This is a genomic window from Microbulbifer mixtoriginis (SeqCode) (assembly GCF_052467705.1).
The window spans coordinates 1,812,143-1,831,301 of sequence record NZ_CP174322.1; the positions used below are offsets into that span (position 1 = coordinate 1,812,143).

Sequence of the window (19,159 nt, forward strand, 5' to 3'; positions counted from 1 at the left end):
ATGAATACAGAAAAAAATACAGCAAGATCTAGTTACACCAGGTGGCAGCGTCTCATAGCTTCCATGGTGACCTTCTTTTTCTCTATGCAGCTATGCATGCCTGCAATGGCTGGTGTTGCTGGGGTTATAGAATCTGCACTTATAGAAGCTGAGCTAAATGCCAATTATCTATTTCAGCGAGAAGATAACAATGAATACCAATTCAAGTCCGCTGACTATCTAGATACCAACGCCCATCAAACAGATGTAAATATAGAGAGCTTTTTTAAGCGCTTAAAAGAAAGCAGCAAGGAAAATCTACCTGCGCCCTTGATGATACCCATTGGGGTAGGTGATATTACGGTTATTCTGCCTCACTACCCATTAATTAAGCGGGTGGGGACAAACTTTGTCCAGAGTCGTTATATTCGTTCACAAGTCTATGCCCAGCTCGGTAGGAATCTGATTGATACGCAGGTCTACGGCACAGAACGTGAGCAAATTAGCAAGTTATATGATAATGCATATAACTATGCACTCGTTTCCGGGAAAATATTTGGCGAATTTCTTGGGCTGTCTGCCAGTCAGATTACTACCGATATGATTTGGCCAGAAGTGCGTTTTATCAATGGTGAGAATGTTCTAGTACCTATTCTTTATTTGAAGTCTTCCACCATAGATGCACAGAAAGTTACCGGCGATGAAAATGAATTTGGCGGTAGTCTTGTTGAGCTTGGTGGACTACAAATAGACAACACCGATGTTACCTTCCGCAGAGCAGCCTTCCTAAAGATTGCTGAGAACTTGGTTAACAATCAGGGTAATTTAATCGCCGAAGACGATCTAAAAATAGTTGCAGGTGGTTCCCTGCAAAATATTTCCGGATTGATTTCAAGCGGAGGGGATTTGATTATTGGTGCGCACTCAATTGAAAACCGCACCATTGTTCACCGTTATAACCTCGGAAAATTCCAGTCAGAACGTTTTGGGCCCATAGCAGAAATTAATGCTGAAGGCGATATCTACTTCAAAACCAGCTCAGATATTATATTGCAAGGATCTGTGGTTTCCGCAGGAGAATCCATACGATTCGATGCAGGTGGTGATATCTATATCGGTAGCCAGCAGATAACCAATCAACGCGATGGGTCTTCTGGTCGGATCTCTTATCGCAGCTCCTCAATTGCTCACTTGGCGTCTAAGCTTTCAGCCAGCGATACCATCGCACTGATAGCACAGGGAAATATTCTGATTGATGCCTCGGAGATTGTTAGCGATAGCGGCCACATTGAGATATTGGCTGGTCTCGGTATTACCATTGAGGACAACCTGGATGTCAGGGAATCCTACAGAAAAGGGAAATATGGTAAGCGCAAGATTGAAGAATCTGTTTATCAGACGGTAGCAATTCGCTCGCTGCTGGATGCTGGCAAAGGGGTTCGTTTACACACTGAATATGGCGATATCACTCTAAAAGCAACAGATATCACTTCAACGGAAGGCACCCGCGTTTCCGCGAAAAATGGTGCGGTCAATCTGTTGATGACCACTGAAACCGATCACTATAGCTATAGCTCGGTTAAGAAAGGCCTGTTTACCACTACTACAGAGCAGCGCGGCCACTATATTGAGACAGGTGTGCAAAACACCATTGTGGGCGGTTTTGCAGTAGAGGCCTTGAATGGTCTCACAGTGGAATATGAAGGAGATCCTAATTTAACTCTGGATGAGCAGATCCAAGTACTGAGTCAATTCGACGGTTTGGAGTGGATGGCGGAGGTGCGCCAAAACTTCCCGAATGCCGACTGGCAGGCAGTGGATTTAGCCTACGAAGAGTGGAATGAATCGAGTACCACACTAAGCGCTGCGGCGATGGCGGTTATCACCATTATTGTTGCTGTGTGTACCTATGGTGCAGGCGCCGGCATGATTGGTGCTGCGTCGGGGACTACTCAAGCGGCAATGGCAAATGCAGCTTTTACCACCATGGTTAATACAACAACCATGGCCACGGCTAATGCTACTGTAAATGGCGGAAGTATTGACGATATCCTCAAGGCAGGTTTTGAAGCCGTACATAGTGAAGAAGGGCTTAAGTCAATTGCTACTTCTGTTGTCACAGCTGGGGCACTGTCTGCATTGGACACTCAGTTTTTTAATGCCAAGGATCTGGTAACAGAGGGTTCAACTCTAGCGGAGATGCAAACCGTTCTCATAAACGGGGTAGAAAGCTCGGTACCAGTGTTGTCACTAACTGGGCAGGCGCTTCAAACTGTAATACATGCTACTGTGTCTGCAGGTATCCAGACGACCTTCAATGGCGGCAGCTTTGAAGAGCAGTTCATATCCTCCTTAGCTACGGATGCAATAAATAACATTGGTGAAAGCCTAACAGAAAATATAATTGGTAGTGATTTAAGTACTGCAGTTAAGTATATAGCTCGTGCTTCTACTGGCTGTCTGACTGGAGCTTTATCTTCGGAGCTTAACGATGCAGATGCTGAATCTGCCTGCCTGACCTCAGCCGGCGGAAGTATTGTTGAGCAACTGGTTAGCGAAGCATTTGATCCTCAGGTTGATCCTCTGGAAGCTAAACAGCAGGAATTGGCGGATTGGTTAGAAAAAAACATTAGTGGAGAGATTACATTACTGGATGATATTGATCTCCAAGATTATCTAAGCTCGGGGAATATTGGACCGGATGCCGTATTCTACATTTCTGAGTTTTCTAAAGTTCGAAGTGAGCTGACTCAATTAACACTTTTATCTACAAATATTTCTCGCTTGACGGCAGCTCTTGGAGCCTTTGTTGTTGGTGCAGGTGGAAGTGATATAAGTATTACTGATAGAAATGTATCCTTACAGGGTTGGGCCGATTTCAATCACTCTTCGAAAGAAATTAAAAATGCCCTGATCTTACATGAAGTTTTATCGCAGCAGCAATCTTTAAATACTTTGTTGAGTAATAGATACCCGGCATCTACCGCGGTAGATCTTGGACTGTTGGATGAGGGGTTGGTTAATAATCCAGAATTTGATCTTATTTCAGGTGAGCAGCTTTTATTCTTGACGGCACTCGAAGATTTTAAGCACTTATATGGCGAGGAAGTCGGGTATGTTGAGGGGCAGTTTGTAGGTTCAATAAACTTTCACAATCTAAGAAAAATAGCGTTTATAGAGGGTGTTGATGCTGCACTTGAGGTCTTTGAGGATGAATTAAATTATGCAATTGACACTCATAATATTGCAAATCATGAGGAGTTGCGCTGGTATTTAGAGTATTACCAGACTCAATTTGAAGAAATAAAGGAAGTGACTGATGTACTGGAATATTTTGGATTTGGGCTTATAGGGAAGGGACTGACTACTTCTGCGCGCGCCGTAGGAGAGATGAGCGCTTCAATAAATGGAATGCTTGATGCATTCTTCCATTTTGCTAAATCTAGAAAGATCCAGAAGCTACTTGATGGTGCTGAGTACCTTGATGAGGCTGCTAAGAGCACCTTACGGAATGATCTGTTTAATAATGATGAGTTGTTTGAGGCTCTGCGCGAAAAACCTGAACTTTTAAAAAGTTGGAAGGTTTTAAATGAGTTGGGCGACGAAGTGCCAGCTCTCTTGCGAGCTGATGCTGGCTTTGTCAAACAATTCGATGACTTTGTAAACTATCAGAGTTATGCAAACGATCATATATTTTCTGGGCATATAAAAGTTAAAGGAATAAACGAAGCAGGAGAGAATATCTATCAAGTTACAGGAATACATTCTGCTTTGGCTTTCTCTGATACAGTCAGAATTTCACCTGGGGCGGTAATAACCGATTTAGGGAATGGTTACTATATGGCGAAAGTGCAGGTTAAAATCGAAGGGCTGACAACCAACGATGGGTGGAAGGTAAAACCAAATCCTTCAACATTTTTCCCCGACTCTTGGAGTAAGGAGCGCATACAGGCGGAGATAACGTTAGCTAATTATTATAAAGTGCATGTATCAGATCGTTCTGATGGTACGTCATTTTATAAAGGTATGATGTCAGATGGCACCATGCTAGCTATATATATAAAAGGTGGTATTATTCAGTCTGCATATCCAAGCTTTTCAAAATAGAAAAATACTACAGAATGCCCGGCGGGTCAGTTGAACAATGGATAGACCCGCTGAGTTTTACAGTTAATATATTTTTGGATAATGAAATGATAGTTTGGTTGGGATAAAAGTAATATGTTTCCACTCTCCTTTTAGAATTTTTTTGGTGTAATTCATGAAAATCGTAGCGCCTTATTCCGTGGTCGGTGAGCTTAAGACCTCAAACAGAAGAATAGATATAGTCAAAATATATGATAGCTATAGTTTGTATCCTAAGCTGGATGAAGAGGAGGTCTTGGAGGGTTTTTTTCAGGTGTGGGCAGTCTCTCAAGGAATTAAAGAAGATGTATTGCCGGAAATAGATTCAGTTTTGTCTGGAGAAAAAAGATATACTGAACTCGGTGCTGAGATTTTTGGGTTGGCTTATATCGAGCACCAGAACACGAAGTTCATAAGCGACATGGGTTCTCCTGACCTAGAGTTGCCAACGCTGGAGTTTAAGGAACTGGTCGAGCAGTGGGTTGACTTTCTAGAGGCCCATGGCCGATAAGTTCTAAGTTTATACTAATTGGGCTGGTGTCAAGGGATTGACACTCATTGGCATTTGCATTGGTAAATGTTTCATCTACTCGCTTTAAGCCTAAAAGCATAAATAAAATAAGATTGCCCGCAGTATGTGTGGCTCTTTAGCTGTTTGCTAGTGAATAATTGGTTGAGACGAGAGATAATATTGGCTGGTTTACTAATTTAGATAGACATAGGTTGCCCTTGTGTCTGGCATAGAGGAGGCTTCTTAGAGTTATATCTCCCTGACTATTTTATAATATAAAACTTAAGATTATTTTTTTGAAAAATTCTTTGTGTTAAATGATGAAAGATTTTAGAAGACTGTTTGTTTTATTTATTTTATTTGTCCCTTTGTTGGGCAGAGCCGAATGGACTCCCTATGCAAAAATTTCCTATATGAAAGTCCACGATGCTGGAGTTGAAATCAGATTGCAAAATTTCACCAATACCAGCTCAGAAATAAACTGTAAAAGTAATGTGGATTTCCATCTTACTGTTGAGGATACAAAACTATTTGATACAAAGCTCTCATTCTTGCTGTCTGCGTATATGGCAAAGGAAACCGTTAGCTTTAGCTATTATGAATGCAATAGCACGGGTTCCAAAATACTGCTGTCTTCAGTTATGTTTCCTGAGTAGATAAAATAATGATGCTACCGTGTTCTCCGGTACATTTACCTTGCCCAGGATATAATCGATCTGAATGATTCTGAGTTTGTTAGCGGTCGAGGCTTTGGGTTAGTAGGATGGGGCGATCTATTTTTATTTAATTTTGTTCCCTTGCGCATATAAACCGGCATTCAAAATATGAGAGATCTAGTTGAATGCCTGTTTGTTTAGTGGGTAGATTGTATTGCTTTAAGCTCGACCTACTTTAAAAATTTGAAAGGCAAATAGATAGCCATATATTTTTTATGGCATAACAGAGAGATTCCTCAAATCTGCAACATTGTGGTAGGTTGTACAGTCATCGCTACTCTTCAAAGTAACAGTCTGCTGGGCGGCGAGGGCGCTTAAAAGTAGGCTGAGATATATTTTGCCCTCTTCATTGGTACTATCATTAGCATCTTTGTTTATACCGTCAAACGCAAAGCTATAGCTTGTGTTGGTTGAGCAGGGAACCTCCCCCAAAGGTGTCCCCTGAACTTTAACAAAAATTCTACCTTGATACTGTGGGCCAGTATGAATCTGACTTAACTTTCCTGTAAAGACAAATTCGGCCAGGCTTGAAGTGGGTAAAACAATAAGTAGTAAGGCGAATAGTTTTTTCATCTTTAATGCTTGTGTGTGAGTGGTTTTTATTGCAATATAACTTTGGAATTATACTAAATTATTTGCCTCAGTAAAATATGTAGTTTTTGATATGCATGTCTTCTGGGGCTGGATATCTTCAATTTCTTATCCTGCCCTTTCGATATTTTTTTTAAGCTAAAAGATAAGGTTAAGTTAAGGGCTGCTCAAAAGGAGCAGTTTGTGAGCGCCATATTGCTGCAAGCTTTGCGACAAACTAACCGCACTTGGATCGGGTTGGTTGATAATTGATCTTGAAATTCTAGAGAAACAAGGTTGATAGCCAACCTATACGGTATTTGACAGGAATATTATAATGGCAAGCTGCTGACCAGCTGTTGTGAATTACTAATTTTTCGAGGTGTTGATGAAATCTTTAAAAGCTTTAGGCTTGGCTCTGATGCTCTTATCGGGTGATGTGCTGGCTCTAGGGGATGCTAACGAATCCACAGTGCGCTATATCGAGGTGTTTTCGAGTGCTTCCTCAAGAGATGGCGAAGTGGTCGTGAAGTTGGACGCTGAAACTGAGAGTTGTCATCAGTATTGGATAAAGTCGGAAGAGAGTGTAGGCCAAAAAAACTCAGTGGCTTCTATTTTGGCGTCACTCCATGCCAAATCTACAGTGCGGATTGTTGGTGATACTGACAGCCTTTGGAGTGGAAGCAGCGCCTTTAAGACCTGTGAGATTATTTCATTGCGTGTTCTGTAAAGGTTTTTGTAGTTTGAAAACTGGTAATGTCCTCTAGCTAGAGCAGCCCAACTTTTGCCTGGTACAATATTGGTAAGTAGCCGCTCTTAGGGGCGCGTTTGCCCGCTTTGCGATGTAAGAAGCTTGTGTTAGGTGGCCGTATTTATTATGCGGCCTTTTAAAATGATCCTATGATAGGAAGAGTAACCTCTAGTTGCTTGGCTCAAAACACTTTTTCAGTTCTCCTATCCCCCCTTATATTGGATTATCCCTACTCCACAAATAGTCCTTTTGCTGATGCCCTCTTGTGTAAATTCTTCCTCTGCCTTCAGTTGGGTCGTAATATCCTGACCTCATGAGCATTTCTCATGAGATGTCGCGATACAGTGAGAAGGTTAAGATTGGTAAAGAGAAATGGCGCTCTTCTTATATATGAAGCGAAGAATTCCTATTGAATGTTACTTTGCCCTGTCTTACCCCCATCTCGTCGCAAGGTTTGTACTTTTTGGTGTGTTTGTAATATAAGCTCCTTTATTGCGTTGGCTTTCTATGCATTTTATCGGGCCTTTGTGTTTGATAAAGAGGCATCTTATTAATGTTTTAAATCTTAAATCGGTGAACATATGTTAAATCCATTATGGTTAAGATTTCTCCCTGTCAGTTTTATTTTTGTTTTTTTGTCTGGTGGGGTATTTGCTAATCAAGTCAATTATAAAGGGGAGGTGCTAAGTAGTAGTGCAAAGCTGCACCTAGAGGTGTCTGGTAGTGACCCCTCTAAACCATTAATCCTATTTCTACATGGCGGCCCGGGAGATGTGGAGTTGGGGTTGGTTCCATTTCAGGTAACTGTTGGACGGGCGCTCGAAGAAAGGTATTTAGTGGCTTATCTGCATCAAAGAGGGGCCGGCAAGTCTCTTAAGGTGAGCGAAGACACATTAACGATAAAGAACAATATTCAAGATGTGCACAATGTGATTTCTTTTTTAAAAACGCACTATAAGAAAGATAAGGTTACCTTAGTTGGTCACTCTTGGGGCGGGGGGCTTGCAGCTCTCTATGCGAGTGAGCATCCTGAGACATTAGAGAGGTTGGTGTTTATCTCTTCCTTCCAGGATGCGCAGAAGCAGGCAGAAACCAGCTTAGAAGCAACTCTGAAATGGGCGGAAAGGGAAGGCAACCAATTAGCCATACAGGAGTTACAAAAATATCAAGACTCTCCCTCTGAGCATTATTTGCTGCTATCCAAGTGGGCGAGTCGAGCGAATGGTGGTATCGCGAACGGAGTTGATATTCGAGGTTTTTTAGCCGCTGAAAAAATTGATGAAGAGTTCCCTGGGTGGCAGGAGCGGCGTGGAAGCTTAGCCGACAAGATGAACGATGAGCTTCAGGCGATGAGCGTTAATGGAGCTATCGATCATTTACAGATACCAGCGCTATTCGTTGTCGGTGAGAATGATTCCATTACCACGCCTTTACAGGTAAAGGCAGATTATAAAAGGTATAAAGGGGGTAAATGTTTCTCGGTACTAAAAGATAGCCATCACTTGCCTTTTATGGACGCAGCAGAAAGTCTGGAGAAGACTATGTTGGTCTTTTTGGAGGCCGAGGAGTGTATTAGTGACGCGTATGAGTAATGGATAGCAAGACTGGCGAGTAGTTAGGGCCCTATAGCGTTTCTCTGCTAGAGGGCCGGCAGGTTCGGTTAAAACGAATACTTTCGTGGTAGCACTTTGCTTTTAAAAACCTGTTCTATCCCTTTATCGTAACCTGGATTAACTACGGTATCGTGGTTTTCACCCTTGATGACTCGCTTGCGTAGAGTCAAATTTTCATAATCTCGGGACTTGAGTCGCTGGGCTAGGTCCCTAAAATCTTGAACGCCGCAAACCTCTCCTTCTTCTAAGCAGATTTCCTCCCCACCAATAAACATATACACGCTTTTCGGTAAGTCAGTCTGGCGTTCAGCGTAAGCGAGTTCACTTTCTAGAATTTGCTTATCCGCCCACCAGATGCTGGGGCTGCCGATCACATAGCGGTCGAAGTTATCGGTGTGATTGAAGAGGGCGTGCAGGGCTAAGAGCCCGCCGAGGGAGTGGCCAGCCAGTGTTTCGTCACTTTCATCTCCCTTGAAAGAATTATTGATAAAAGGCTTGAGCTCGTTCTCCAAAAACGCCAGAAATTGGTTGGCGCCACCACCCAGAGTATTCCCCCTAATCTCTCCAGGTACTGGAGTAAAATCCGTTAAACGTAAGGTGAAGTTGGAACTGTCTAGAGGGTGTGAGATACCCACCAAAATCACTGGTGGTAGCTTGGTATTGCCTTGCTCATCGGGTACCTGTTCGTGGATCAGGTTCGGTGCCACCATAGGGAAATTCATATACCCGTCGGTCATATATATGACCGGATACCGGGTATTGTCTTCTGGGTTAAAGGAGAGCGGCAGTAGCACATCAATTACAAATCCACGCCCCAGTAAGTCGGAATGAAAGTTGTAAGAGAGAATGCCCTGGCGGGTAAATGTTGTGGGTTCAGCGGTGCCGGCTTGCACAAACTGAGTGGCCAAAACCATTAAGCCTATAAGCAATATTTTAATTATTTTCATCTTTATCCCTTAATGAGCCACGCTTAAGTGTGCTCAGCCGCGTCAGTGGGCGGTCAAGACTGACAAGCCTATCAGATCGGATACGAGACTAGCTACCTTGCGCTGTGTCAACAGTCGCAAAGATGAGTATATAAGTTGGAAAGGGAGTTGAGGGGCGCAGTTTGGCGGGTGGAGTGGCGCCAGGAATCTTCCCCTGGCGCTTCCACATCCTGTGAGGGAGGATTTGGTATCTAATAGTTGGAGCAAAGTGCCTGGGCCATACGCAGAGAGCCGACCTCGCCAGAGCGGCCGGCGAGTTTTGGTGGGACTATAAAAGAGCGGATATTGCCCTGGGATACCTGGGGGAAATAACCACCTGCCAGGTCGAGAAACTTATGGCGAATGCGTGGGAACAGGTGTGTTTGTTCCATAACGCCGCCACCGAGAATAATTCGTTCCGGTGAGTAGCAGCTAGTCAGGTTTATACACATGGTAGCTAGGTATTCCGCCTGTAGATCCCAGGCTGGATGGTCACTGTCCATACTCTGGCCGCGCAGGCCCCAGCGGTCTTCAATAGCGGGGCCGCAGGCAAGACCTTCCAGACAATTGCCATGGAATGGGCAGTGGCCTGGGTAGGGGTCTCTTCGTCGATCCTGTGGCATTAACATATGGCCGATTTCCGGGTGCATGGCGCCGTTGACCAGTTTGCTATCTACCATTACCCCGGCGCCGATACCGGTGCCGATGGTTACGTAGACAAAATTCTTTACACCCACAGCGGCGCCGCACAGGTGCTCTCCCAGCGCCGCGCCATTCACATCAGTGTCGAAAGCTACAGGAATAGAGAGTGCCCCCTGTAACTGACCGGCCAGGTTGGTATTGGACCATCCATTTTTAGGGGTGTTAGTGATAAACCCGTACTGGCTCGATTGCGGGTTCAAATCTACCGGACCGAAACTTGCGACACCCAGTGTGGAAATAGGGCCATGGCGTTGGGCGCCGGCCTGGAAAAATTCAATGACCTGAGCGAGGGTTTCTTCCGGTGTGGTGGTTGGGAAGCTAGTCCTCTCCCAGACATCATCGGGATTTGCGGCAATTGCACAATTAAATTTTGTGCCGCCGGCTTCTATGCCTCCAAGCAAGGTATTTACTGCGTTGCCTTGCACTTCCATCCTAATTCGCTCCACTGGCTGGGTATTCTATTTAAAGAAATATTTGGTCGGTTAATTTTAACAGGCTACTCCACTGGAGGAGTGACTGCAGTAAGTTTTTCGTTGAAGAAAAAGACCGGGTGCCAACGGGGAGGCTGGACACCCGGTGTTTGCAAGCGGCCCTAAACGGGCTGCAAACGACTTACTGGAGTAGGGAGGACAACGATCAAAAAGCGTAATTGAAGCTGACACTGGTGGAGCGGCCGCTGATGGCTCTGCCGCGAACAATATCTCCCGCCTCTGCGTAAGACTCTTCAACCTCAGTTACAACAAATTCATCAGTAAGGTTGTTTACGTTAAAGGAAACGGTGAGATCCTCAGTAACATAATAAGAGCCGAACAGATTTACCAAGACATAACCATCTTGTTTCAGCTGGTTGGAATCGGAAACGTAGTACTCAGTAGAGCCCTGCAGGCTGGCGCCGAAGGTTAGGCTGTCACCAAAATTATACTGCGGGGTAATGGTGTAAATGATATCTGCCTGACGACGGGGAGTATTGCCGACTACCGATGGGTTATTCGCATCTTTGCTGATTTCGGCATCCGTCCAGGTCAGGTTGCCGTTAACCGAGAAATCGCCATAAATATAGGAGCCTTCCAGCTCTATACCTTGTGCTTCATACTCGCGTACGAAAGTTAGGCCGCTGGTGATTTCCGCATTGGTTTCTTCGGTGACGGTATTGAAATAGGTGGCAAAAATATCAAAATCACCAGCGGTAAACTTGTAACCGATCTCTAGCTGGTCAACAGAATCAAAGCCATCGGTGGTGTTGCTGAGGCTGCCATCACTATTTAAAGCGCCGCTAATTTGCAGCAGGCGATCGGCAATTGCGCGGCCACCTTCACTGTAACGAGCAAAAACCGCCATGCTGTCATTGATTGCATAGTTGCCGCCAAGGGAGAAGGAGGTGTTATCTGCATCATAGTCGACTAGCTGAGTATTACCGTTGGCCATGGTGATAACGCCACCGGTAAAACCAAAGGCATCTGATGCGCTCGCATCTTCCACATCGCTGATAATGCCATCTCCGTTGATATCGTAATCGGTATCGCCACCACAGCAACTGGAAACCAGAGAGCCCTTTGCATTGACCATATCGTGGCGTGCACTGACGTCGAAGGTGAAGTCCCCAACATCGAAAGACACGTTCATATAAGGAGCGTAGGTCTCGTATTCCAGATCCCAGGCATAGGACAGGAAGCTTGCCGACCAGAGGCCATCATCGACTAGTAGGTCCCCGTTGGCATTCGCTGTGATAGTTAGATTCTGGGAGTCACTGCCATCCACGCTTTGGATTAGGGCATTCCAACTATTCCAGCTGGTTTTAATATTTTGCTTGGAATAGTAAAAGCCTGCGGAAACAACAATATTGTCATTAATGAGCTTGTCGACTTTGAAATCGTTGACGATCAAGCCCAGGTCATGGATTTTTGTATCAAACAACAGGTTCAAGTAGGCAAGTTCATCGACCTCTCCGCTATTAGCGTAGGTCACAGTGGTTCCTACACTACAGTCCACTGCAGAACCCTCTCCGCTAACAGCATTGGCACAGATCAGGTCTGCCATACTTTGTGCGGATTGTGGGCCGTAATTGCCAAAGGTGTCAGTAAATGGAGAGATAAAGCTACCGCTTATATCAGAAATTCTGAACTTGTCAGTAATGGTCCAGCCATTCTCAAATTCAAATTGACTCTCAAATCCATAGGCTTCTACCAGGGATTCAATACCGTCGCTGAGATCCCGATTTGCCGGGTTGCCATAGGCATCGAAAGTAGAAATATCGCGGTAATTGTCTGAGTGCAGGGTCTGGCTGCTGGCATCGAAGTTGGCTACAGTACCGAACTCTCCATTGCCTTTATAAGTTACCGGGCCGGGTAGGTAAGTGGTTACCCGATCGTCAAGGTGTTTGTAGTAAAGGCGCACATAGCCGTTGTCAAAATCTTTGGTGAGATTGGCCTTTAATTGGCCACCGGAATCGCCATCAAAGCCGGTTTCACGAACACCTTCCCCCTCGCGCAGGAAGCCGCCTACATAAAACCGCAGGGTATCGCTGAGGTGGTGCCCGTAGCCGAAGTTCAGGCGGGTTTCATCGTAATCTGCACCAAAGGAGAGGCCTATATTCCCGCCTTCCTCTTCTCCGGTCTTGCTGATCATGTTGATCACACCGCCGGGGGAGTTGCTGGCAAAGGTGGAGGCGGAGCCGCCGCGTACACTTTCAATGCGGGATAGGGAGGAATCGGCTCGAATAAAGTTGTCGGTATTGCCGAAATTGACATCGCCGTATTCGAGTACTGGCAGCCCATCCTCGTGGATCTGCATGTACTTGGAGCCACCAGTGGCAAGCGGAATTCCCCTGACCGTGATATTGGCATTGCCACCACCACCAGAAGATTCAGCGCGTATACCTGGCAGGCTGCGAAAAACTTCTGCGGTTGAGCGGGGGGCGTAGTTAGACAATTCTTCGGTATCTAGGGCGCTGACGGAAATGCTGGATTCCATTTTCGTTACGGGGCGTGCCGTAGCGGTAATGATGACTTCCTCAATCTCCAGCTGCTCTTGGGCGGTTACCGCAGTGCTAACACTGGATGCCACCGCTATCGCCAGGGCGATTGAACTTGGTTTAAAACCTCTGACCCATTTGCAATCGGCTTGAAAGTCTTCTGCCTTCACGACGCTCTCCTCAATCATCACTTATGGTTATTAGTTTTTGCTGGCGGCCCATTTAGGTTGGGCTCTTCTTTTTTCTTGATTCGCATGGCGGGATGGCCATTTTTTATTTATTAAACCACTGTGATTTAATGTGGGCAATAGAATTTTTCGGGAAATTTGCCTATTGATTTTAAGAGTGTAACTAAATCAATCAGTGAGAGTTACTCTTCAATGGAAGGAGCCCGGGTACTGCTTGGGTGCTGAAGAAAATTTGCTTGGTTTGTGGGGAGTTGGGCAAAGGGAAGGGTTTTTACTGAGATCTTGGGGATAAATATCTAAAGAAACTGCAATCAGTGGGAAGTTTTCAGCTATTGATTGCTTACAGGTTAGGTGAAGTCTTCGGCCCTGGTGGATATTTGGCAGGCGGCACGGCACCGGTACTTTCGCAAGATGCCGTTGGCCATCTATCGCTACTCTGCCAATTTTAGTTGTCCATTCGCAAGAAATTCGATCTTCTTGGGATCACAAATCCCGCCGATAAAATTGCCTTGTGCATCGGCGCGGTTAAAGGCGAGCAGATACCAGTGTTGGTCTGGCCCCTGTATCACCCGACCGGAATATAGGCTGCCCTGCTCGTCAGCACCGAGGAATCCATCACCAATAACGGTGTATGGCCCATTTAGGGCATCGGAGACAAAATACTTGGTGCCGGTAAGTGGTTTTCCGCTCATAGACTGGCGGTGGGCTTGGCTGTGAAACTGAGTGGAGACAGAGCAGAAGAGATAGTAGCGGCCCTGGATTTTTTCAATCTGCGGGACTTCCATTTCTCCATACCAGCCCGGTGCCAGTATGGGTTCTCCAACTTTCCAGTGCAGGAGGTCGGTGGAGCTGGCATAACCCACTGCGCCGCGCCCGTCGGGACTGCCTTGATTACAACGGGCAGTGACATACATATGATAAAGGGCTTGATCGGGATCTTTGACAATCCAAGGGTCGCGCCAGGAGGCATCATGCCAGTATTCCAGGTTTAGACCGTCATAAAACTTGGGGTCTAACTCCACCAGAGGATTTTCCGGACATTTTTGCCAGTTTAAAAGATCTTTGGAGGTAGCCAGGCAGGCCCGCTGAATAAGCCCTTTTTCTGAGTGTTTGGTACCCGTGTAAAACATGTACCAGGTGTCGCCCTCTTTATGTACGCAGCCGGTCCAGGTTGTGTAGGAGTCCGCAGCCTCATCGATGTCACCCTCTTGATATTGGGAGGGTTTTATCGCGTCTTGCGTTGGGGCCCAATGAATCAGGTCGGTGGAAATGGCGTGACCGATCGAGACATGCCAATGGCGTAGCTCTGGATCGCCGAGGGATTTATCCGCTTGTAGATAAAACATATGGTATTGATCGCCATCAACGGCGAACCAAAAATCCCAAACCCATTTGTCTTTTAGGTTAAATGCCATCTCGCTGGTCACCTCACTGTTATGATTATGTAAAACGAACCAATACGGTTTTAATGCCTAATTAGTTGAGCCTTGTTTTTCCGCTATATTTCAGGTTAAACCGGAACCCGCTCAGGAACTCCACCCTTCAACAGCACGGTCTTATCTGGTGCAAAATTGGAGTAAAAGGGCAGGATGGCACCGCCAATCGCGATGGCATCAATACCGATCTTACCGCTCATTATCTGGGGCTTGAAAACTCCGGACGGGGCGGCTTGCTGCATTCGCCTGGAGATGATTTCCACCAGCTCCTCCAGCAGGAATCGCGGGAGGTGCGCATCGATAATAACGGCCTCAAGGTCCAGTACGCTGACTGCGGAGAGAATGGCGTAAACCAGGGCATCAGCGCAGTCGTCCAGCCATTCCTGTATGAGTGGTCGGGCCTGATCCATCACCGACAATAAATCAGCAGAGTCATTGATATTAATTTGGTTGGCGCGCAGGTGTCGGCGCAAGCCAAATAGTGAGGCTCGATTAAGTAAGGTCTCGAAGGCCCCTTCGGGTTCTGGGGTGCTACTGAGCTTGGAGACAGGGACTGGCATGGTGGCTAGGTTGCCTGAGTTGCCATGTACACCAGTCTCCAGGCTGCTATTAAGCACCAGACCGCCGCCGATAAAAGTGCCAACGAATATGTAGAGAAAATCGGAAACTTCAGTGCCTTTACCGAATTGCAGCTCGGCGACTGCTGCAGCAGAGCAGTCATTTTCAAAAAAGACGGGTAGGTGGGTGCCTTTGGAAACCTCTTCTGCGAAGTTAATTTCTCGCCATTCGTTCGCCAGGGTATTGCTCATTTCCAATTCTTTTGTCCAGGCACCGATAAACCAGGGCATGGCGATACCAACGCCGACGAGCTTGGATTGGTCTTTTTTGACTAATTCTGCACTTAAATTTTCGATACCTGATTCTATATTTCTGAGTAGAAAGTCGGGCTCAGGGCATTCAAATTCCTGGCATATTTTCTTCAAAATATTGCCGCCAAAATCCATTAATAATAATTCAACATTACGCCGCCCGACTTTAATGCCTATGGAGTAAGCACCGGTGGGGTTGATGGTGTACATGATGGAGGGCTGGCCTTTGCCGCCAAGCCTGCGCCCCTCACGCATAACCATGCCAGTGCTCTCCAATTCATCCACGATGCGTGTAACGGCCTGAGGGGTGAGGTTGGTGAGGCGCGCCAGGTCAGACTTGGACGCAGTACCTGCTTTCCGCAGCGCGGTTAGCAAAACCCGTTCGTTATAGCGACGTAGGCCGCTGGAATTACTTCCCTTACCCATCTCTGTGCCCCTTTTGTAGAAAACGCGTATCCGAGAGTTTGATCTGAGACTATTTGTGACAAATAGGTCCATATAGGATTTTATTGCGTTTACCTAGCGTAAGCAATGAAAGTGAGATGAGCGGTTTTACCATAACTTGTTGATTTTAAAGTATTTTTTATATTTTTATGGTTTACTTTACTTAATTAAACCACTGTGATTTAATTTTTTGCAAGTTCCGCAAACCATAAAAAATACGCAGCTAGCGGTGAACGAGGAAGTTATGTCGGTCGATTTTGGTCTCCACCCCATCGATGCGATCATTTTGGTCGTCTATTTCGTTTTCACAATTGGCCTGGGGCTCTATCTCAGTCGTCGCCACGACACCGCTGAAGACTACTTCCTTGCTGGGCGAAAGATGGTTTGGCCGCTGATAGGGCTTTCACTGTTCGCTTCCAATATCTCCAGCACCACTCTGATTGGTTTGGCCGGCGATGCCTATAGCACTGGCATAGCAGTCTTCAACTATGAGTGGATGGCTGCTGTCATCCTGGTGTTTTTCGCGATTTTTTACCTGCCGACAATACTTCGTTCCCGCATCTACACCATGCCCGAGATGCTGGAGCGGCGCTTTAATCGCACCGCCAGGACTTACTTTTCCGGTCTGACAATTTTCCTGAATATCGTGGTGGATACCGCCGGCAGCCTCTATGCCGGAGGCTTAGTGATGAAGCTGATTTTTCCTGACATGCCGATGTCAGTGACCATTTCGATTTTGGCGGTGATCGCAGGCATTTACACGATTGCCGGCGGTTTGGCCGCGGTAATTTACACCGATACCATTCAGGCTCTATTACTGATTTTTGGCTCAATTCTGATCAGTATCTTCGCTCTGGATCGCGCTGGTGGTTGGGAGAATGTGGTTTCCCAGGTATCCGCCCATCAATTGAGTTTGATTCGTCCAATCGGAGATCCCAGTGTGCCTTGGCTGGGGTTGGTTACAGGAGTGGCCTTACTGGGGTTCTATTTCTGGTGTACCAACCAATTCATGGTACAGCGGGTGCTGAGCGCCAAAGATATTAACCACGGACGCTGGGGAGCGTTGTTTGCCGGTCTTCTGAAATTGCCGGTGCTGTTTATTATGGTTTTGCCCGGCACTATGGCGATTGTCCTATTCCCCGAGCTAGAACGGGCAGACATGGTTTATCCAACCTTGCTGTTTGAATTGTTACCTGTGGGCATTTTGGGATTGGTCTTGGCTGGTTTTGTTGCAGCGCTTATGTCTCAGATTGACTCCACGCTGAACTCTGCATCTACATTGGTGACGATGGATTTCGTGCGACAGCGTTTTCCCTCTTTGAACCAGCATCAGCTGATGCGCGTGGGGCAACTGGTCACCTTCATCTTTATGGTTCTGGCTGTGCTGTGGGCGCCGCAGATAGAGAATTTTGGTTCTCTGTTCCAATATCTGCAAAAAGTACTTTCCTATGCCGTACCCCCTGTTTTGGTTCTATTCCTAATTGGCTTTTTTTGGCAGGGAGCGACCTCCAAGGGCGCAATGACCACTTTGGTGTTGGGCACTGCCGGAGGAGTAACTCTATTCCTCGCTAATGAGGTGCTGGGTTGGACTAATTTACATTTCCTTTATATAGCGCCAATCCTCTTTGTTTTCTGCTCCATGGTGTTGGTGGCTTCCAGCTTGATAAGCCCGGCAAAGATTAGTGAGGAAGCTAGGCAGTTTGTTTGGTCTCGCAAAGACTTTGATGCGGAAACCGAGGCGCTGCGCAGTGAGCCCCTATGGCGCAATTATCGTGTACTTTCAGTATTACTGCTGATTACTACTGCCCTGGTGGTGGGCAGTTTCTGGTGATTGTTGAGTTTGTGTTCCAATGAATATAACCGATAAAAGCTATTCACTGATTTAAAAGACTCTCACACAGGATGGAACCCCTTAATAAGCAATTAAAGGAGGTGCGAAAAGAGAAAATACTTAGGTGGTAGAGGTAATGAGGTAACTAACAATGACGGACTGATAGCACAATTAATAAAAGGGTAATGCCATGAGGTATATCTTTACAGTGGTGATCGGGTTTTTTCTTTCTGCCCCAGTTTTAGCAGCTACCAATATATTGGATCTCTATTTTAATACCGCAGATAAAGGCGGAACCTTACGATATGATGAAATATTCTCCTATGGTAAGAGTGGTAATGGCAGTGACTTTGACATGTGTGATAGCTATTCCACCAAGCGTGTGCCGGGAGATAAAATAGCTGCTATTACCAGTTATAGCGGGGATGAACGCATCAAAGGCTTGAAGCTTGAATATCTATACGCTGATGATGACGAGGTGGGTAAAACGACTGGTTCAGGATTCCGCAAACTCCTTGGAGATATGGAATATATCCAGGGTTGGCGTTTTTATAAGAAACGCGATGGCAATATTTCTCGTATCCGTGTTTACTTAAAAGATATGTCAAATAACTCTACTAGAGAGATAACTTTTGGCAGTAATAATGGTTGGCATAAGTGGCAAGAGTATCAGCTAAGTATTGGTACCCGTTCAGTTGTGGGTTTTGCTGGTACCGCAGGAGATAGCAAGATTTGGAGTATTTACCCTTGTGTGGCTGACCGTTTTGATCTGGTTGAGAGTGGGGTTGAAATACACTGGGATCAAATTGTGGAAACCCCTGAGAATACAAAAACCTTCTTTGGTGAGAGATTGTTAGAGAATTTTTCTAGCGTAACTCAGAGTGATAGTACCGAAGTTTGGTATACAGATGGCAAGAGCGAAACTGATACTTGGACCAATACACTCGGCATCTCGGTGACTGCCGGCGTGAGCTTGACTGAGGGTTACAAGGTTGGAGTTCCGGGTACCGTTGAAAATAGTGGCTCGATCACGTTCAATTTTTCTGAAACTTTTTCAGCCTCAACTACGGTTGGAGAAACTTCGACGGTTAGTAATCAGAGAACCGTTAAGGAAGCGATGCCCGCGAGTGTACCCGCTTATAGCCTACTGGTGGCACGTATGATGGTAGAAAATAGCGAGGTGGAAATCCCTTATACCACTACTGTGACTAATCCCCATAACGGTGACGAATTCAATTTCACTGGTGTGATCAAAGGATCAAGTTATTCTAAATCTCGTAAACGCTGGGATGTGGTGGGTAAAGCTTTCCCAGACCGCTATGAAGTGTATGAAAGTTATTCTTGGGTTGTAGAGTATTATGGCCTGGAAAATGTCACGATAATCTCTGATCCCGTGATTTAAGTGCCGTAGGTTTATAATGAAGGTCAGAGTGGCCTGTATAAGATCCGCTTAAATATTATGCGGGTCTTATACATTGAATTTGGTGA

Annotated in this window: 12 protein-coding genes; 6 read left to right on the plus strand and 6 right to left on the minus strand. The window is 45.8% G+C overall.

Annotated elements, in window-relative coordinates; translation table 11 throughout:
• Together ACJJIB_RS08025 and ACJJIB_RS08030 are read left to right on the plus strand one after the other, a co-directional pair.
• Positions 1–4,086: a DUF637 domain-containing protein gene (locus ACJJIB_RS08025; RefSeq protein WP_444888489.1), complete on the plus strand. Its 4,086-nt coding sequence runs from the start codon at positions 1–3 to the stop codon at positions 4,084–4,086.
• 154 nt (positions 4,087–4,240) lie between these two features.
• Complete coding sequence (locus ACJJIB_RS08030) at positions 4,241–4,615, plus strand: hypothetical protein (RefSeq protein ID WP_444888490.1); 375 nt, start codon at positions 4,241–4,243, stop codon at positions 4,613–4,615.
• A gap of 929 nt (positions 4,616–5,544) precedes the next feature.
• On the opposite strand, the gene ACJJIB_RS08035 is transcribed toward ACJJIB_RS08030, so the two are convergent.
• The gene (locus tag ACJJIB_RS08035; RefSeq protein WP_444888491.1) at positions 5,545–5,904 is read right to left on the minus strand and encodes a hypothetical protein; all 360 of its coding nucleotides are present in this window, start codon (positions 5,902–5,904) and stop codon (positions 5,545–5,547) included.
• A 385-nt stretch (positions 5,905–6,289) separates the two neighbouring features.
• Between ACJJIB_RS08035 and ACJJIB_RS08040 the strand changes: the two genes are divergently transcribed.
• A complete protein-coding gene (locus tag ACJJIB_RS08040) occupies positions 6,290–6,631 on the plus strand; it encodes a hypothetical protein (protein ID WP_444888492.1) in 342 nt (113 codons plus the stop codon).
• 602 nt (positions 6,632–7,233) lie between these two features.
• On the plus strand, positions 7,234–8,244 hold the full coding sequence (locus ACJJIB_RS08045) for an alpha/beta fold hydrolase (RefSeq protein WP_444888493.1): 1,011 nt from the start codon (positions 7,234–7,236) through the stop codon (positions 8,242–8,244).
• Between the two features lie 68 nt (positions 8,245–8,312).
• On the opposite strand, the gene ACJJIB_RS08050 is transcribed toward ACJJIB_RS08045, so the two are convergent.
• From ACJJIB_RS08050 to ACJJIB_RS08070, 5 genes are all read right to left on the minus strand, one after another.
• Positions 8,313–9,212, minus strand: a complete 900-nt coding sequence (locus ACJJIB_RS08050; RefSeq protein WP_252085230.1) for an alpha/beta hydrolase — start codon at positions 9,210–9,212, stop codon at positions 8,313–8,315.
• A 230-nt stretch (positions 9,213–9,442) separates the two neighbouring features.
• Positions 9,443–10,363 (minus strand): ROK family protein, encoded by a 921-nt coding sequence (locus ACJJIB_RS08055; protein ID WP_444888494.1) that lies wholly within the window; start codon positions 10,361–10,363, stop codon positions 9,443–9,445.
• 205 nt (positions 10,364–10,568) lie between these two features.
• Positions 10,569–13,073 carry a TonB-dependent siderophore receptor gene (locus ACJJIB_RS08060; protein WP_444888495.1) on the minus strand — a complete coding sequence of 835 codons (2,505 nt, stop codon included), beginning with the start codon at positions 13,071–13,073 and terminating at the stop codon, positions 10,569–10,571.
• Between the two features lie 449 nt (positions 13,074–13,522).
• On the minus strand, positions 13,523–14,506 hold the full coding sequence (locus tag ACJJIB_RS08065) for a glycoside hydrolase family protein (RefSeq protein WP_444888496.1): 984 nt from the start codon (positions 14,504–14,506) through the stop codon (positions 13,523–13,525).
• 95 nt (positions 14,507–14,601) lie between these two features.
• Positions 14,602–15,822: an ROK family transcriptional regulator gene (locus ACJJIB_RS08070; protein WP_444888497.1), complete on the minus strand. Its 1,221-nt coding sequence runs from the start codon at positions 15,820–15,822 to the stop codon at positions 14,602–14,604.
• Positions 15,823–16,069: 247 nt separating this feature from the next.
• Here ACJJIB_RS08070 and ACJJIB_RS08075 point away from each other — a divergent pair, with 247 nt between their 5' ends.
• Both ACJJIB_RS08075 and ACJJIB_RS08080 read left to right on the plus strand, forming a co-directional pair.
• Entirely contained in the window at positions 16,070–17,671 is a 1,602-nt protein-coding gene (locus ACJJIB_RS08075; RefSeq protein ID WP_444888498.1) for a sodium:solute symporter, read from the plus strand.
• 190 nt (positions 17,672–17,861) lie between these two features.
• On the plus strand, positions 17,862–19,073 hold the full coding sequence (locus ACJJIB_RS08080) for a hypothetical protein (protein ID WP_444888499.1): 1,212 nt from the start codon (positions 17,862–17,864) through the stop codon (positions 19,071–19,073).
• Positions 19,074–19,159 lie beyond the last annotated feature (86 nt).

What these genes read in the sequence shown, in the direction of transcription:
- ACJJIB_RS08025 (WP_444888489.1), top strand. Translation starts at nt 1, where the DNA reads ATGAATACAGAAAAAAATACAGCAAGATCTAGTTACACCAGGTGGCAG.
- ACJJIB_RS08030 (WP_444888490.1), top strand. Translation starts at nt 4,241, where the DNA reads ATGAAAATCGTAGCGCCTTATTCCGTGGTCGGTGAGCTTAAGACCTCA.
- ACJJIB_RS08035 (WP_444888491.1), bottom strand. Translation starts at nt 5,904, where the DNA reads ATGAAAAAACTATTCGCCTTACTACTTATTGTTTTACCCACTTCAAGC.
- ACJJIB_RS08040 (WP_444888492.1), top strand. Translation starts at nt 6,290, where the DNA reads ATGAAATCTTTAAAAGCTTTAGGCTTGGCTCTGATGCTCTTATCGGGT.
- ACJJIB_RS08045 (WP_444888493.1), top strand. Translation starts at nt 7,234, where the DNA reads ATGTTAAATCCATTATGGTTAAGATTTCTCCCTGTCAGTTTTATTTTT.
- ACJJIB_RS08050 (WP_252085230.1), bottom strand. Translation starts at nt 9,212, where the DNA reads ATGAAAATAATTAAAATATTGCTTATAGGCTTAATGGTTTTGGCCACT.
- ACJJIB_RS08055 (WP_444888494.1), bottom strand. Translation starts at nt 10,363, where the DNA reads ATGGAAGTGCAAGGCAACGCAGTAAATACCTTGCTTGGAGGCATAGAA.
- ACJJIB_RS08065 (WP_444888496.1), bottom strand. Translation starts at nt 14,506, where the DNA reads ATGGCATTTAACCTAAAAGACAAATGGGTTTGGGATTTTTGGTTCGCC.
- ACJJIB_RS08070 (WP_444888497.1), bottom strand. Translation starts at nt 15,822, where the DNA reads ATGGGTAAGGGAAGTAATTCCAGCGGCCTACGTCGCTATAACGAACGG.
- ACJJIB_RS08080 (WP_444888499.1), top strand. Translation starts at nt 17,862, where the DNA reads ATGAGGTATATCTTTACAGTGGTGATCGGGTTTTTTCTTTCTGCCCCA.